Source organism: Kitasatospora dryopteridis (genome assembly GCF_050749075.1).
GTDB lineage: Bacteria > Actinomycetota > Actinomycetes > Streptomycetales > Streptomycetaceae > Kitasatospora.
In genome coordinates this window covers 1787399-1802781 of sequence record NZ_CP192749.1, presented here as the reverse complement: position 1 = coordinate 1802781, position 15383 = coordinate 1787399, and the positions used below count along the sequence as shown (strand labels likewise).

The following is a 15383-nucleotide window of genomic DNA, read 5'->3' as shown; positions in this document are numbered from 1 at the left end:
GCGGCCTCGCGGCACCAACCTTTCACCAACCCGAAGAGGTGAGAGTGGCCCGCGCGCCACGGCAGAGGGACGGCCGCCGGCGCCCCCGCCCGCGCCTTTCGACGAGGAGAGCCGCCATGGTGTACGCCCAGCCCGGAACCGAGGGCAGCATCGTCAGCTTCGCCCAGCGCTACGACAACTTCATCGGCGGCAAGTGGGTCGCCCCGGTGGAAGGGCGCTACTTCGACAACCCCTCGCCGGTGACCGGCCAGGTGTTCTGCCAGGTCGCCCGCTCCTCCGCGGCCGACGTCGAACTCGCCCTGGACGCAGCGCACAACGCCGCCGACGCCTGGGGCCGCACCTCCACCACCGAGCGGGCCAACATCCTCAACCGGATCGCCGACCGGATCGAGCAGAACCTCGAGAAGCTCGCCGTCGCCGAGAGCTGGGAGAACGGCAAGCCCGTCCGGGAGACCCTCGCCGCCGACCTCCCGCTCGCCGTCGACCACTTCCGCTACTTCGCCGGCGTCGTCCGCGCCCAGGAGGGCGGCATCGCCGAGATCGACGCCGACACCGTCGCGTACCACTTCCACGAGCCGCTCGGCGTGGTCGGCCAGATCATCCCGTGGAACTTCCCGATCCTGATGGCCGCCTGGAAGCTCGCCCCGGCGCTCGCGGCCGGCAACTGCGTCGTCCTCAAGCCGGCCGAGCAGACCCCGGTGTCCATCCTGCTGGTCGTCGAACTCGTCGCCGACCTGCTGCCGCCCGGCGTCCTCAACGTGGTCAACGGCTTCGGCGTGGAGGCCGGCAAGCCGCTCGCGTCCAGCCCCCGCGTCGCCAAGGTCGCCTTCACCGGCGAGACCACCACCGGCCGCCTGATCATGCAGTACGCCAGCGAGAACATCATCCCGGTCACCCTCGAACTCGGCGGCAAGAGCCCGAACATCTTCCTGCCGGACGTCATGGCCGCCGACGACGACTACCTCGACAAGGCCGTCGAGGGCTTCGTGATGTTCGCCCTCAACCAGGGTGAGGTGTGCACCTGCCCGTCGCGGGCGCTCGTCCACTCCTCCATCTACGACGAGTTCATCGCCCGCTGCATCGCCCGCACCGAGGCCATCACCGCCGGCAACCCGCTCGACCCCGCCACCATGATCGGCGCCCAGGCCAGCAACGACCAGTACGAGAAGATCCTCTCCTACCTGGACATCGGCCGGCAGGAGGGCGCCGAGGTCCTCACCGGCGGCAACGCCCGTACCGTGCCCGGCCTGGACGGCGGCTACTACATCGAGCCGACGATCTTCCGCGGCACCAACGACATGCGGATCTTCCAGGAGGAGATCTTCGGCCCGGTCGTCTCCGTCGCCACCTACGACTCCGTCGAGGAGGCCCTGCACATCGCCAACGACACCCTCTACGGCCTCGGCGCCGGCGTCTGGACCCGCGACGGCAACACCGCCTACCGCCTCGGCCGCGCCATCAAGGCGGGCAGGGTGTGGACCAACTGCTACCACGCCTACCCGGCGCACGCCGCCTTCGGCGGCTACAAGAAGTCCGGCATCGGCCGCGAGACCCACAAGATGATGCTCGACCACTACCAGCAGACCAAGAACCTCCTGGTCAGCTACTCCGGTCAGAAGCTCGGCTTCTTCTGATGAAGCCGGCCCCCACCAGGATCGAACTCACCGGCGCGGCCGAGGAGTTGCTGAGGACGCTGGTGGCCGTGCACGGGCCGGTGATGTTCCACCAGTCCGGCGGCTGCTGCGACGGCAGTGCACCGATGTGCTACCCGCGCGGCGAGTTCCGGGTCGGTGCCTCGGACCTGCTGCTCGGCCGCGTCGCCGAAGGCACCCCGTTCTGGATCAGCGCCGACCAGTACGCCTACTGGCGGCACACCCACCTCACCGTGGACGTCGTCCCCGGCCGCGGCAGCGGATTCTCCCTGGAAGCCCCCGAAGGGGTGCGGTTCCTGATCCGCTCCCGCCTCTTCACCGACACCGAGACCGAGGCCCTCGCCGTCCAGGGCCCGCTGCCCACCGGCGCCGACCACCAGGAGCCGTAGGGCTCGTCGCCCGGGCCGCCCGACCGACCGGCCCGGACCGCGGGGACCTGCGCGAGACGGAAGTACGATGCCGTTCCTTCCGATTCGCGCGGTCCTCGTGGTGCACCGGTCCCCGCGGTCAGCGGGGGGTGCTGAAGTCCGCGGGCAGGCCGACCGCCACCTGCTGCCACACCGAGTCGAGTGCGATGGCGGTCAGCTGCGCGGTGTCCAGCACGGGTGCGTCGCGGGTCGGCTTGGTCGCGGTGGTGGGAGGACCGGGGATGTTGCTCGACCTGACGCTCACCTGAACGCCGTCCGCCCCGAGCAGGTTGACCTGCCACTCCTGCTCGCCGCCGGCCGCGCGCTTCGCACGGTTCACCGTCAGCACGGCGCCGTCCGGCCGGGGCGTCGCGGTGCAGGTCGGCGGATCCGTGGGCGGAGGGCAGAAGCTCCGCTCGGACGGGTTCCCCGGCCGCTGGCGGATGACCTCGACGATGACGCTTCCCTCACCCCGTGCGTCCGTGACGCCGTACGCGGCCATGGCCCGCCGCAGCGGGCGGCCCGGGCCGAGCGTCGTTTCGGAGCCCAGCCCCATGGGCTTGCTCAGCGCCAGGCCGGCGGGCAGCCGGGCACGGAAGAGCTCGAGCATCTGCTGGGCGGTGACCGGAACGGGGACACCGGTCGCCGCCGGAGAAGCGGGCGAGGCGGAGGCCTGCGCGGTGCCGGTCGCCGAACTCGTCGGGGCCGGGCCCGTGGCGGTGGTCGTCGGCTTCTGGTGGGCCGTCAGCGCGCCCGCCCCGGCGAGCAGGGCGACGGCGGCGGCCCCGGCGACGACGGTCCGGCGGCGCTTGCGGCGGCGGCCGCGCTGCTGCGCCCCGACCGCCATGGAATCGACGGACGGGGGCGGTGCGGCATCGACGGCCTGCCGCAGGGCATGGCTGAACTGGTCTTCGAACGGCATGGGGGTACTCGACTTCCTCGTGGAACGGTGACGGCCGACCTGCAGCGGTGACGGGCGGTGGCAGGCGGTGGCGGGCTAACCCGCGGCCTGCTCGGCGAAGCTGTCGCCGAGCAGGGCCCGCATCCGGTTGAGTGCGCGGTGGGCGCGCGAGCGGACGGCCGTGGAGCTGAGTTGCAGCGCGGCCGAGGTCTCCTCGATGCTGCGGTCCTCCCAGTACCGCAGCACGAGCACGGCCCGGTCGGCCGGCGACATCGCCTGCAGCGCCTGCATCAGGGTCACCCGCAGGGCGGGATCGGCGTCGGTGACCGACGTGTCCGGGAGTTCGTGCGCCGCCCGCTCGGTGCTGCTGCGCCGCCGGCGGTGCGACAGGAAGGTGTTGACGAGCACCGTCTGGGTGTAGCCGACCGGGTTCTCCATCCGGGCGACGCGCCGCCAGCGGACGTATATCCGACTCAGTGCCTCTTGGACGAGGTCCTCGGCCAGGTGCCGGTCTCCGCCGGTGAGCAGGTAGGCCGTGTGGAAGAGCTGGCCGCCCCGGGCTGCGGCGAACTCCAGGAAGTCGGGCGGCCCGGCAGCCGTCCGACCGGTCGTCGGTGAGTGGTCCATGCCTGGTTAACGCGGTGGGACGACGTCCGTGTTGCAGGGCGTCGCCACATTGTTCGAACGAACGGGCATCGCCCCGCCGTCCCGGTGGGTGCCGGGGCGGCGGGGCCGTCCTCGTTCTCCAGCCTCACGGCGGAAGGGCTCAGTGCGTGGCATCCAGCCGCGCCCGCTGGTCCGCCGTCAGCTCCAGGTCGACCGCGGCCAGGCTCTCGTCCAGCTGCGCCACCGAGGAGGCCCCCACCAGCGGGATCACCGGCACCTCGCCGCCGATCAGCCAGGCCAGCACCACCTGGTTCGCCGTCGCGCCGGTCTCCGCCGCGACCTCCCGCAGCACCGCCAGCCGCCCCGGCGTCCCCGCATGGTCGAAGCCCTCACCCAGCGGCTTGTCCGACCGTACGTAACTCCCGCCCAGCAGCGGCGAGTACGCCACCAGCGCCAGTCCCGGTTCCGACCGTACGTAGCTCAGCACCTCGCCGCCCGCCACCCCGATGCTGCCGTCCGCGGAGCGGAGCGTCGGCAGATCGGTGCGGTGCCGCAGATAGCTGTGGTGGTACTGCAGCACCTCCCAGCCCGGCAACCCGGCTGCTGCCGCGAGTGCCCGGCCCCGTTCCACCCGCCACGTCCAGTGGTTGCTCACCCCGAGCAGCCCCACCGAACCCTCCGCCGCCAGCGAACCGAACGCCTCCACCGTCTCGGCCAGTTCGGTCCGCGGATCCTCGATGTGCGCGTACAGCAGGTCGATCCGGTCGGTGCCGAGCCGCTCCGCGCTGCGCTCCGCCGCCTCGCGGACGGCCTTCGCCGACAGGCCCTCCACATTCCGGCTGAACCCCGTCGACGGCGCGAGCGGCCGGGCGCCCATCTTGGTCGCCACCACCACCTCGTCGCCGATCCCGCGGCTGCGGCGCCACCGGCCGAGCAGTTCCTCGCTCTCGCCGCCCTGCGAACCGTGCACCCAGAAGGCGTAGTTGTTCGAGGTGTCGACGAAGCTGCCGCCTGCTTCCACGAAGCGGTCGAGCAGCGCGAACGAGGTCGGCTCGTCCACCGAGGTGCCGAACAGCATCGCCCCCAGGGCGAGCACGCTCACCTCGCGGCGGGTCGACGGGTCGGCGCCGATCGTGCGGTACTTCATGGCTGCTGCTCCCCAACTCTCCTCAGTTCCCCCGTGGGGACGGACGGTTCGGAGTCTGTCGGTTGGAGTGCACGCGAAGTCAAGCGGCGGGCGGGGTGGCGGGAACCCGCGGGTGCGCTACCGTCGTCCGACTCTCCGAGCGCGCCGCACCGGCGGCGGGCGCAGAACACCGGACGGAAGGCAGGCCACGGCCGTGTCCCAGCACCACCCGCACCACGTCCAGCAGCACAGCGGTCCGCCGCCGCGCCCCGGCCGGGCCTGGTGGTGGCTGCCCGAGCACGAGCGCCGGCGCCGCCGGGAGCAGAAGCGCATCCGCGAGGAGTGGAAGCGCCGCAACAAGCGCAAGGACGACAACGACTGCTGCGACGCGTGCGACTGCTTCAGCGGGTTCGACCCCTGCATGATCGCCCTGATCCCGGTGATGCTGGCCTCCGTGCTCAAGGCCTTCACCACCCGCGGCCGTGCGGGCGCCGACACCGACCCGGCCGCCCCCGTCCCCACCGGACCGCTCGCCGCCGGCCTCTACGGCGCCGTCCGCCACTACCGCACCCGGATCAGCCCCGGCCGCCCCGCCTGCTGCCCGTACACCCCGTCCTGCTCCACCTACGCCGTCCAGGCCCTCCACCGCCACGGAGCCCTCCGCGGCTCCCGCCTCACCCTCGGCCGCCTCCTCCGCTGCCGCCCCGGCACCAGCGGCGGCAACGACCCCGTCCCGGGGCGGTGAGGCAGGCTGGTCGGATGGTCACCGTCGATGAAGTGCGCCGGCTGGCGCTGTCCCTGCCCCGCACCGAGGAGGCGCTGGTCCGCGACCGGATCAAGTTCAGGGTGGGCCGGATCGTCTACCTCGCCTTCAGCCGGGACGAGTCGGTCCTCGGCTTCGCCTACCCCAAGGAGGAGCGGGCCGCACTGATCGCCTCCGCCCCGGACACCTTCCTGCCGCCCGACCCCGCCGACGAACGCTTCAACTGGGTCCAGGTCCGGACGTCGGCCGTCGACACCGACGAGATGCGCGAACTGGTCCTGGACGCCTGGCGCATGGTCGTCCCCCGCCGTGTTGCCGCCGCCCACCTCGACGAGGGCGGCCCGGGCCGCTGACGGGCCGGGACGGCGAGGAGGGTACCCGGCATCGGCTGTCGTCGGTATGCGCTACAACTGAGCGCACCACCCCGACCATCCTTTGGAGCGGCATGTCGGACAGCGGCGCGGAGCTCGGTCTGCCATCGGCGTCCGGCCTGTACGAGCGGGTGGTGACCGACGCCGTGGCGGCCCGGCTGGCCACGCTCGGCGAGGCCGGATGGCGGGTGGTCGATCGCCCGGTGCCCGAGGACTCGACCCCGTTCGTGCTGGCTCGGCACATCGGCTCGGCGGTCGAGCGGGCGTTGCTGGATCTGAACCCGGAGGATCAGGTGGCGACGGCGAACCGCCTTCTCGCCGCCCTGGCCGAGTCCGGCGCCGGTACGGCCGATCAGGTGGTGCCCGGGCCGCGCGAGCTCGTCGCACTCGCCGACAAGGAAGCCGATGGCGTCTACCGAGTCCGGCCGCTGACCCCGCTGTCCGAGACCGCGCTGCTCACCAATGCTCCGGAGGAGCAGAGCCTCGGCCACGAACTCCGCGCCGAACTCGCCTCAGCCGACCGCGTCGACCTGCTCTGTGCCTTTGTGAAGTGGCATGGCCTCCGAGTGATGGAGGAGCCACTGCGCGAACTGAAGCGCCGAGGCGTCCAGCTGCGGGTCCTCACCACCACCTACCTCGGGGCCACCGAGCGCGCCGCCCTGGACCGCCTGGTCCGCGAGTTCGGCGCCGAGGTGAAGGTCAACCACGAACTGCGCTCGACCAGGCTGCACGCCAAGGCCTGGCTGTTCCGTCGGGCGAGCGGCTTCGACACGGCCTACGTCGGCAGCTCCAACCTGTCCCGGGCGGCGTTGCTCGACGGGCTGGAATGGAACGTCCGGCTGTCCGGCGTCGCCACACCGGCCGTCCTCCGCAAGTTCGAGGCGACCTTCGACTCCTACTGGGCCAACCCCGAGTTCCGGCCGTACCACCCGGACACCGACGCCGATGAGCTCGACGAGGCCCTTCGGGCTGCCGGCGGATGGTCGCGAGGCGGCGGCGCCACGCTGCTCTCCGGGCTGGAAGTGCGGCCCCACCCGCACCAGCAGGCGATGCTGGAGAGCCTGGATGCGGAACGCAAGGCCCGCGGGCACCATCGCAACCTCCTGGTCTCCGCCACCGGCACCGGCAAGACCGTCACAGCCGCGCTCGACTACCGCCGGCTGCGCGCCGAGCACGGGGGCGACCTGTCGCTGCTCTTCATCGCGCACCGGAAAGAGATACTCGAGCAGTCACAACGGGCTTACCGAGAAGTGTTGGCCGAGGCCACCTTCGGCGAACTGCTGGCCGGCGGAGCCCGCCCGCAACACCACCGCCACCTCTTCGCCAGCGTTCAATCACTCCACGGCGGCAAACTCGCCGACTTCGCTCCGGACGCCTTCGACGTCATCGTCATCGACGAGTTCCACCACGCCCAGGCGCCCACCTATCGGCAGATCATCGACCACTTCCAGCCCGGGGAACTGCTGGGCCTCACAGCCACCCCCGAGCGCGCCGACGGCAAGCGGGTCCAGGACGAGTTCTTCGACGGCCGTATCGCCGCCGAACTCCGGCTCTGGCAGGCCCTCGAGGACGACCTGCTCTGCCCCTTCCACTACTTCGGCGTCCACGACAACACCGACCTGCGAGCCATCGGCTGGCGTCAGGGTGCCTACGACGCCGACGAGCTGAGCGAGCTGCTGACCGGTGGACACACCCAGGCCCGGCAGGTCATTCAGACCGTCCGTGACAAGGTCGCCGACCCTAGCCGGATGCGGGCCCTCGGCTTCTGCGTGTCCGTCCGCCACGCCGAGCACATGGCCGCCGCCTTCCGGCAGGCCGGGCTGCACGCCCTCGCACTCTCGGCGAACACACCCGCCGAGCAGCGCCGCGAGGCCCTCGACGGGCTGCGCGCCGGCCGCATCCAAGTCCTCTTCAGCGTCGATCTCTTCAACGAGGGCCTGGACGTCCCGGACGTGGACACCATCCTGCTGCTCCGCCCCACCTCCAGCGCCACGATCTTCCTCCAGCAACTCGGCCGAGGTCTGCGCCGCTCGCCCCACAAGGCCGTCCTCACCGTGCTGGACTTCATCGGGTACCAGCGCAAGGAGTTCCGCTTCGACGAGCGTTTCCGCGCGCTCACCGGCCACACCCGCCGAGGCGTCCAGGAAGCCGTTGCCGACGACTTCCCGCTGCTTCCGTCGGGATGCCAGATCGTGCTCGACCGGGTCGCCAAGGACATCGTCCTGGAGAACATCAAGACTCAGCTCAAGGCCGACGCCAAGCAGTTGGCCGCTGAAATCCGCTCCTACGGTGTCCCGACGCTGGCCGGCTACCTGGCGGAGAGCCGCCGCGACATCGACGACCTCTACCGCGGCAAGAACTCCTGGACCAGCCTGCTCAGACGAGCCGGCCTCCTCACCGAACCCGTACCCGACGGCGAGGAGCCGCTGCTCCGTCGCGTGCCTTCCCTGCTCCACGTCGATGACCCCGCTCGGGTCGCGGCCTACTCCGCCCTGCTGGCGGACGACGCACCTGACCTTGACCACTCGGCCGAGCCGCTCCGGACCTACGCGGCGATGCTCTTCTTCTCACTCTGGCCGGGCGGCGGCGGATTCCCCACCATCGCCGAGGGTCTGCGCTCGCTGCACGGGCAGCACCGATTCCGCGAGGAACTGCGCCAGGTCCTCGCCCACGGCCTGGAGCACGCGGCCCACGCCCCCGTGACCCTCGGCACCGACCTCGGACCACTGACGCACCGGCCGCTCGCCGTACACGCCCACTACAACGCACCCGAGTTGCTGGCCGCGCTGGGCCGGGCCTCGATCGACGGCTTCAAGCCGGCCACGTTCCAGTCCGGCGTGGTGTGGTGCGAGGAGTCCCGGACGGACGCACTGCTGGTCACCATCAACAAGGACGAGAGGAACTTCTCGGCGAGCGTTCGCTACCGGGACTTCGCGCTCAACGCCGACCACTTCCACTGGGAGTCACAGAACAGCACCTCAGCCGCCAGCCGAACCGGCCAGCGCTACATCGGCCACCGGAAAGCCGGCACCAATGTGCTGCTGTTCGTCCGCCGCTCCAAGACCGTCGAGGGCCGCACCGCGCCCTACGTGCTGCTCGGCCCCGCCGATTACGTCTCCCACGAAGGCGACCGACCCATGGCCATCACCTGGCGGCTGCACCACGCCCTGCCTTCGGACGTCCACCACTTCACGGCCGTGACCGCAGGCTGAGTCCGAGAACGCAGAAATGCGGGCCGGGATTGCTCCCGACCCGCACTTCGTGCAGTGGTGTCCGAGGGGGGACTTGAACCCCCACGCCCGATAAAGGGCACTAGCACCTCAAGCTAGCGCGTCTGCCATTCCGCCACCCGGACGGGGTGTGTTGCCTCGGGGTTTCCGTTTCCTTCGCCCCCTGGCGACAGAGAGAACATTACCAGGCTGCGGGACTGCTTCTCACCTGCGTTTCTGCCTCCTGGCGCCGGCCCGGAGGAACGATTCATCGTCAAGAACTGCAAACATGGTCAAATCGGGCGGTCCCGAGCCCCGCGCAGGAGGGGAGCATGCTCCCCTGTGCGCCGGCGGCGACGGAGCGTGCGGGAGCTGTGGAGCGCGCGGGGCGCAGGCAGCGCCCCGAAGGGGCCGTGGTGGGTGCGGTGGTCGTGGAGAGTCGGCTCGAGGGGCGTGCTGATCTGGGGAAACCTCCGACAGCGTGACCGTTCCGCTGGTACAACGAATCGTGACCGGGCCGATGTGGTCCGATCACGTTCGCATGTGGTCTGAACAGGTCACCCGCCGCCAGTTTCCAGTCCCTTGACCAGCGGCCGACGGGTGCTCTCCTAGCCTCTGTGGACCAAGGGAGCCTTGAGCGGAACGCCCGATTCCCGAGAGGCCGCGGCCGGCGCCACCCGCGCGGGTCTGCGGCCGAGCCTCCCGTCACGATGCAAAGGGTGGCTTGACGTGGAACAGATGAGCGGGGCGGCCGAGCGCACGTCGACGGACGCCGGCACCGGGGACCCGTCCGGGGCGAGACAGCCGGGCGTCGGCCCGGAACCCGGCGTGTGGCGGTTCGGCGCGGAGGCGCAGGAGGCCGCCGTTCCGCAGACCCGCCATGCGGTGCGCGACCGCCTCCTCGCCCAGGGCATGGGCGGCGAGCGCTACCAGGAGCTGATCGACGACCTGCTGCTGATCGTCTCTGAGCTGGTCAGCAATGCGGTGAACCACGCAGCAGTGGTCTCGCCCCGCCTCACCACCGAGCTGGCGATCGGCGAGGGCTGGGTCCGGATCGCGGTGGAGGACCTGCACCCGTACCGGCCGAAGGCCCTGGAGAGCGACCTGGGCAATCTCGGCGGCCGGGGTCTGCTGCTGGTCAAGAGCGTCACCCTGCAGGCCGGCGGTACCTGCGACGTGGAGCGCACCGAGGGCGGCGGCAAGGTGATCTGGGCGTCGCTCCCGCTGCCGGCCCCGCGCACGGCGGAGCCGGACAGCCATCCCTGGGAGCGGTGAAGGCCCGCGACGAACGCGAGGCCCGCGACGAACGCGAAGAACGTGAAGAACGTGAAGGGCTCGCGAGAACCGCGGAAGCAGGAGCGCGCTACCAGCCGCGTCCGGTGATCTCCCGGATGCCGGGCAGCGCCGCCTCGAAGACCGTGCGGAACCAGGCGGAGAACGGCTTCTCGTTCTCCAGCTCCTTCAGCTCCTCCGCGGTGACGAAGCGGGTGTCGGCGATCTCGTCCGGGTCGGGGACGAGGTCGGCGGTGACCAGGCCGACGAAGAGGTGGTTCCACTCGCGCTCGATCAGCCCGGAGGCCTCGTCGGGCAGGTCGTAGCGGACGGTGCCGGCCTCGCAGAGCAGCGCGGGCGCGATTCCGAGCTCTTCGGCCGTCCGGCGGGCGGCGGCGACGAAGGGTGGCTCGTCGGGGTAGGGGTGGCCGCAGCAGGTGTTCGACCAGACGCCGGGGGAGTGGTACTTACTGAGGGCGCGGCGCTGCAGCAGCAGTCGGCCCTGCTTGTCGAAGAGGAAGACCGAGAACGCCCGGTGCGGTCGGCCCGGCTGCTGGTGGGCGAGAGCTTCTCGGCGGTGCCGATGGTGAACCCGTCGTCGTCGACGAGCTCCAGCAGGATCTCGGTCGCACCGGCCCCCGTCCCGGCAGTGCCGGTCGCACCTGTGTCGATCCCCTGGAGGGTGTGCGTCCGGCCGGTCGACGAGATGTCGGACATGTGGTCCCCTTCGCATGTGGCGTCGGGGCCCAAGTCTGCCCCATGCTGCAGAGTCCCGCGGTCGCGACGCACGTGTGCCCGGGGAAGGGGCGAATGGCCGGGTGATGTGTTCGGGCCCTGACCGAATCCGTTGCGGACTCTTCACTTTGTGTCCGTTCGAGAGTCGGACATGCGCCCGATATCCGCCGGTCCGCGGCTTGAATGCGAGGCGCGCCGTCCGGAATGATGATCTGCACGGTGCGGCGGCCCCCGACGGCCGCCGGCGGCGGATTCGAGCTGCCGCATGCCCGCCGAGCGCCCGACCCACGGTGTCCCATACGGCAGAGGACGCCCGTTTCGGGGGCAAACGGGCCGTCCGGTAGCCTCAACCGGTGCGCCGGGCCCGAAGGGCGGCGCACCCCCACCCCCCGTCCCACCGATCGACGCTGTCACCCCAGCGTGCACACCGTCGACCGTACGTACCGCCAGGGAGTGAGTCCCGCTGTCCACTGTGATCGTGACCGGCTCCGAGCCGTCGGCCGCCCGGGGAGCCGGCGACTCGCTCCCCATCGGCACCGGCCCGGCCGGCGGACTCGGGACGGGCGCAACCGCCACCGTGACCGCGGTGCCGATCCCCGCCCAGGCCGACCGCACCGCCGACCGTCCCGCGTCCGCCCGCCCGGGATCCGGCACCCCGACCGGTGCCACCGCCCCCGGCGCGCTCGCCGCCGACCTCGCCGCGATCGGCTTCGGCCGCGTCCTGCACGCCAGGGACACCGCCGAGCTCGCCGACCTGCTGGCCGCCGCCGACCCCGCCGAGCGGATCGCCGTCATAGACGCCGGCTTCGTCGGCCACCGGCACGCGCTGCGCCTGGCCCTCACCGACCCGCGCTACCCGGCCGGCGCCGTCCCCGGCGCCGTCGCCGTGAACGGCGCGGCCGCCCGCGAGGCGCTGATCTCCGCCGCCCAGGGCCTCACCGGCGCCGAGCCGAGCCTGCCCGACGCCCTGGCCGGCGCCGTCCAGCGCGGCGGCATCGCCGTCCAGCGCCCCGAGCTCGGCACCCTGGTCGCCACCGTCCCCGCCGACGCCGACGAGCTGGCCGCGGCCCGCGCCGCCGTCGCGCAGGTGGACGAGGAGGCCGTCCGGCTGCGCCGCGCGGTGAAGGCCCGCGACGGCTTCTTCACCACCTTCTGCGTCAGCCCGTACTCGCGCTACATCGCGCGCTGGTGCGCCCGCCGCGGCCTCACCCCCAACCAGGTCACCACGGCCTCGCTGGTCACCGCGCTCGCCGCGGCCGCCAGCGCCGCCACCGCGACCCGGCCGGGCTTCGTCGCCGCCGGCCTGCTGCTGATCTTCTCCTTCGTGCTGGACTGCACCGACGGACAGCTCGCCCGCTACTCCCTGCAGTACTCCACGGTCGGCGCCTGGCTGGACGCCACCTTCGACCGCGCCAAGGAGTACTCCTTCTACGCGGGCCTGGCGATCGCGGCGGCCCGCACCGGCGACCACGTGTGGGCGCTCGCGCTCGCCGCGATGGTGCTGATGACCTTCCGGCACAGCGTCGACTTCGCCTTCATGGCCGCCGACCAGGAGACCGCCCGCAACCCCGCCACCGCCGGCAGCAAGGTGCAGGGGGCGAACTCCAGCCCCACCGCGCAGCTCTCCAACCGGCTCGACCGGGTCGGCTGGACGGTCTGGGCCCGCCGCATCATCGTGCTGCCGATCGGCGAGCGCTGGGCCCTGATAGCCCTGCTCACCGCGTTCACCACCCCCCGCACCACGCTCACCGTGCTGCTCGTCGGCTGCGCCCTGGCCTGCTGCTATACCACCGCCGGCCGGGTGCTGCGCTCGGTCAACCGGCGCCGCCCGCGCACCGACCAGGCCGCCCGTGAGGTCGCGATCCTGGCCGACGGCGGACCGCTCGCCGAGCTGCTCGCCCCGGCGCTGCGCCCGGTCGCCCGCCGGCTGCCCGGCCTCGCCGTCCCGCTGCTCGCGGCGGCCGCCTCGGCCGGCCTGCCCGCCGCCGTGTACCTGCTCGGCGGCACCTGGGCCTCGGTCGCCGCCGCCGCCGGGTACGTGCTGCTGAGCTCGCTCGTGCTGGCCCGGAAGCTGACCGGCCCCCTGGACTGGCTGGCCCCCGCGTTCTTCCGCGCCGGCGAGTACCTGACCGTCCTCGCCCTGGCCCTGCGCCTGGACACCGCCTCGCTCCCGGCCGCGTTCGGGCTGGTTGCGGCCGTCGCCTACCATCACTACGACACGGTGTACCGCCTCCGCGGCGGCACCGGCGCGCCGGCCCGCTGGCTGGTTCGCGCGACCGGCGGCCAGGAGGGACGGGCCCTGCTCGTCACCCTCTTCGCCGCACTCGTGTACGGCGGCGCCCCCAGCGGGGCCGTCGGCCACGAGGGGCCCGGAGCAGCCGCCCTGCAGGGCGGCCTGGTGGCCCTGGCCGCCGTCCTGGCCCTGGTCGTCGTCGCCGAGTCCATCCACTTCTGGGTGTTCGGCGACGCCACGGCAGAACACGACGAATCAGGAGACACCGCATGATCGGCCTCGTCCTGGCCGCCGGCGCAGGCCGCCGGCTCCGCCCGTACACCGACACCCTGCCCAAGGCGCTGGTGCCGGTCGACGGGGACCGGACCGTCCTGGACCTCACCCTCGGCAACTTCGCCGAGGTCGGGCTCCGCGAGGCCGCCGTCGTGGTCGGGTACCGCAAGGAGGCCGTGTACGACCGCAAGGACGCGCTGGAGCAGAAGTACGGCGTCAAGCTCACCCTGGTCGAGAACGACAAGGCCGAGGAGTGGAACAACGCCTACTCCCTGTGGTGCGCCCGCGAGCTGTTCGGCGAGGGCCTGCTGCTCGCCAACGGCGACACCGTGCACCCGGCGTCCGTCCAGCGCACCATGCTCGACGGCAACGACCGGATGGCCAAGGAGGGCAACGCCCCCGGCATCCTGCTCGCCCTGGACACCGTGAAGAAGCTCGCCGACGAGGAGATGAAGGTCGTCGTCGACCCCGCCCTCGGCATGCGCCGCATCACCAAGCTGATGGACCCGGCCGAGGCCACCGGCGAGTACATCGGCGTCACGATCATCAACCCGTCGGCGAAGGACGCCCTCGCCGACGCCCTGCAGGCCACCTTCGAGCGCGACCCGCAGCTCTACTACGAGGACGGCTACCAGGAGATGGTGAACCGCGGCCTGCGCATCGACGTGCAGCCGATCGGCGAGGTCTCCTGGGTCGAGGTCGACAACCACGACGACCTGGCCCGCGCGCGGGAGATCGCGTGCCAGTACTGACCCGGCTGCTGCCCTCGCCGGTCTTCGTGGAGATCCGCGCGGGCGCCCTCGACGCGCTCGGCGGCATCCTCGCCGACCAGCGGCTGTCCGCCTCCGGGCGGATAGCGGTGGCGATCAGCAACGGCTCCGGCGCGGTGCTCCGGGAGCGGCTCGAACCGCTGCTCCCGGGCGCCGTCTGGTTCCAGGTCGCCGACGGCACGCTGGACGCCGCCGTGCGCCTGGCCGACGAGATGCGCAGCGGACACTTCGACGCACTGGTCGGCCTCGGCGGCGGCAAGATCATCGACGCGGCGAAGTACGCCGCCGCGCGGGTCGGCCTGCCCATCGTGGCGGTCGCCACCAACCTCGCCCACGACGGCATCTGCTCGCCGGTCTCGACCCTCGACAACGACGCCGGGCGCGGCTCCTACGGCGTGCCCAGCCCGATCGGGATCGTGGTCGACCTCGACGTCATCCGCAAGGCGCCGCAGCGCTTCGTCGCGGCGGGCATCGGCGACGTCATCTCCAACATCTCCGCCTGCGCCGACTGGGAGCTGTCGCACCGGGTCACCGGCGAGCCGGTCGACGGCCTGGCCGTCGCCATGGCCCGCTCGGCCGGCGAGAACCTGCTCCGCCACCCCGGCGCCCTGGAGGACGAGGACCTCCTGCTGGCCCTCGCGGAAGCCCTGGTACTGTCCGGCATCGCGATGAACATCGCGGGCAGCACCCGGCCCTCCTCGGGCGCCTGCCACGAGATCTCGCACGCCCTGGACGTGCTGTACCCCAAGCGGTCCGCCCAGCACGGCGAGCAGGTCGGCCTCGGCGCCGCCTTCGCGAGTTTCCTGCGGGGCGAGCACGAGCTAACCGGTCTGATCGTGGAGCGCCTGGCGCGCCACGGACTGCCGGTGACCGCCGACGCGATCGGCTTCACCGAGGCGGAGTTCACCGACGCGGTGCACTACGCCCCGAACACCCGCCCGGGCCGCTTCACCATCCTGGAACACCTCGACCTCTCCCCATCCGACATCAGGGACGCGTACGCCGACTATGTCCAAGCAGTCCACTGACATCCCCCCGGTCGCCCCGGTCGACCTGACCCGCCGC

Annotated in this window: 12 protein-coding genes, 1 tRNA gene and 1 pseudogene; 9 read left to right on the top strand and 5 right to left on the bottom strand. The window is 72.0% G+C overall.

What is annotated here, in order from left to right; translation table 11 throughout:
- Positions 1-116: 116 nt before the first annotated feature.
- Together adh and ACQ614_RS08195 are read left to right on the top strand one after the other, a co-directional pair.
- Positions 117-1634 (top strand): aldehyde dehydrogenase, encoded by a 1518-nt coding sequence (gene adh, locus ACQ614_RS08200; RefSeq protein WP_431677718.1) that lies wholly within the window; start codon positions 117-119, stop codon positions 1632-1634.
- Positions 1634-2041: a DUF779 domain-containing protein gene (locus ACQ614_RS08195; protein ID WP_431677717.1), complete on the top strand. Its 408-nt coding sequence runs from the start codon at positions 1634-1636 to the stop codon at positions 2039-2041. The genes adh and ACQ614_RS08195 overlap by 1 nt, the downstream gene beginning before the upstream one ends.
- Positions 2042-2159: 118 nt before the next feature.
- On the opposite strand, the gene ACQ614_RS08190 is transcribed toward ACQ614_RS08195, so the two are convergent.
- The 3 genes from ACQ614_RS08190 to ACQ614_RS08180 all read right to left on the bottom strand — a co-directional run bounded on the left by ACQ614_RS08190 (position 2160) and on the right by ACQ614_RS08180 (position 4713).
- A complete protein-coding gene (locus tag ACQ614_RS08190; protein ID WP_431677716.1) occupies positions 2160-2981 on the bottom strand; it encodes a hypothetical protein in 822 nt (273 codons plus the stop codon).
- A gap of 75 nt (positions 2982-3056) precedes the next feature.
- Entirely contained in the window at positions 3057-3587 is a 531-nt protein-coding gene (locus ACQ614_RS08185; protein WP_431677715.1) for a SigE family RNA polymerase sigma factor, read from the bottom strand.
- Positions 3588-3726: 139 nt separating this feature from the next.
- Positions 3727-4713 (bottom strand): aldo/keto reductase, encoded by a 987-nt coding sequence (locus ACQ614_RS08180; protein ID WP_431677714.1) that lies wholly within the window; start codon positions 4711-4713, stop codon positions 3727-3729.
- A 193-nt stretch (positions 4714-4906) separates the two neighbouring features.
- Here ACQ614_RS08180 and yidD point away from each other — a divergent pair, with 193 nt between their 5' ends.
- The 3 genes from yidD (at position 4907) to ACQ614_RS08165 (ending at position 9038) form a co-directional block, all read left to right on the top strand.
- Positions 4907-5437, top strand: coding sequence for a membrane protein insertion efficiency factor YidD (gene yidD, locus ACQ614_RS08175; protein WP_431677713.1), 531 nt, complete (start codon positions 4907-4909; stop codon positions 5435-5437).
- A gap of 14 nt (positions 5438-5451) precedes the next feature.
- Positions 5452-5808 carry an MmcQ/YjbR family DNA-binding protein gene (locus ACQ614_RS08170; protein WP_431677712.1) on the top strand — a complete coding sequence of 119 codons (357 nt, stop codon included), beginning with the start codon at positions 5452-5454 and terminating at the stop codon, positions 5806-5808.
- A gap of 92 nt (positions 5809-5900) precedes the next feature.
- On the top strand, positions 5901-9038 hold the full coding sequence (locus ACQ614_RS08165) for a DUF3427 domain-containing protein (protein WP_431677711.1): 3138 nt from the start codon (positions 5901-5903) through the stop codon (positions 9036-9038).
- A gap of 55 nt (positions 9039-9093) precedes the next feature.
- Here ACQ614_RS08165 and ACQ614_RS08160 read toward each other — a convergent pair.
- Positions 9094-9181, bottom strand: a tRNA-Leu gene (locus ACQ614_RS08160).
- A gap of 592 nt (positions 9182-9773) precedes the next feature.
- On the opposite strand from ACQ614_RS08160, the gene ACQ614_RS08155 reads away from it, so the two are divergent.
- Positions 9774-10310: an ATP-binding protein gene (locus ACQ614_RS08155; RefSeq protein ID WP_431683862.1), complete on the top strand. Its 537-nt coding sequence runs from the start codon at positions 9774-9776 to the stop codon at positions 10308-10310.
- A gap of 88 nt (positions 10311-10398) precedes the next feature.
- Here ACQ614_RS08155 and idi read toward each other — a convergent pair.
- Positions 10399-11024 (bottom strand): annotated as a pseudogene (gene idi / locus ACQ614_RS08150) (isopentenyl-diphosphate Delta-isomerase).
- A 721-nt stretch (positions 11025-11745) separates the two neighbouring features.
- Here idi and ACQ614_RS08145 point away from each other — a divergent pair.
- From ACQ614_RS08145 to ACQ614_RS08135, 3 genes are read left to right on the top strand one after another with little or no spacing between them, the layout of a single operon-like run.
- Positions 11746-13548 (top strand): DUF5941 domain-containing protein, encoded by a 1803-nt coding sequence (locus ACQ614_RS08145; RefSeq protein WP_431683861.1) that lies wholly within the window; start codon positions 11746-11748, stop codon positions 13546-13548.
- Entirely contained in the window at positions 13545-14300 is a 756-nt protein-coding gene (locus tag ACQ614_RS08140) for a sugar phosphate nucleotidyltransferase (protein ID WP_431677710.1), read from the top strand. Before ACQ614_RS08145 ends, ACQ614_RS08140 begins: the two co-directional genes overlap by 4 nt.
- Positions 14288-15346 carry an iron-containing alcohol dehydrogenase family protein gene (locus ACQ614_RS08135; RefSeq protein ID WP_431677709.1) on the top strand — a complete coding sequence of 353 codons (1059 nt, stop codon included), beginning with the start codon at positions 14288-14290 and terminating at the stop codon, positions 15344-15346. The genes ACQ614_RS08140 and ACQ614_RS08135 overlap by 13 nt, the downstream gene beginning before the upstream one ends.
- Positions 15347-15383 lie beyond the last annotated feature (37 nt).

Excerpts from the sequence above, each read along its gene's own strand:
- adh (WP_431677718.1), top strand. The coding sequence starts at position 117 with ATGGTGTACGCCCAGCCCGGAACCGAGGGCAGCATCGTCAGCTTCGCC.
- ACQ614_RS08185 (WP_431677715.1), bottom strand. The coding sequence starts at position 3,587 with ATGGACCACTCACCGACGACCGGTCGGACGGCTGCCGGGCCGCCCGAC.
- ACQ614_RS08170 (WP_431677712.1), top strand. The coding sequence starts at position 5,452 with ATGGTCACCGTCGATGAAGTGCGCCGGCTGGCGCTGTCCCTGCCCCGC.
- ACQ614_RS08155 (WP_431683862.1), top strand. The coding sequence starts at position 9,774 with ATGAGCGGGGCGGCCGAGCGCACGTCGACGGACGCCGGCACCGGGGAC.
- ACQ614_RS08165 (WP_431677711.1), top strand. The coding sequence starts at position 5,901 with ATGTCGGACAGCGGCGCGGAGCTCGGTCTGCCATCGGCGTCCGGCCTG.
- ACQ614_RS08195 (WP_431677717.1), top strand. The coding sequence starts at position 1,634 with ATGAAGCCGGCCCCCACCAGGATCGAACTCACCGGCGCGGCCGAGGAG.
- ACQ614_RS08190 (WP_431677716.1), bottom strand. The coding sequence starts at position 2,981 with ATGCCGTTCGAAGACCAGTTCAGCCATGCCCTGCGGCAGGCCGTCGAT.
- ACQ614_RS08180 (WP_431677714.1), bottom strand. The coding sequence starts at position 4,713 with ATGAAGTACCGCACGATCGGCGCCGACCCGTCGACCCGCCGCGAGGTG.
- ACQ614_RS08140 (WP_431677710.1), top strand. The coding sequence starts at position 13,545 with ATGATCGGCCTCGTCCTGGCCGCCGGCGCAGGCCGCCGGCTCCGCCCG.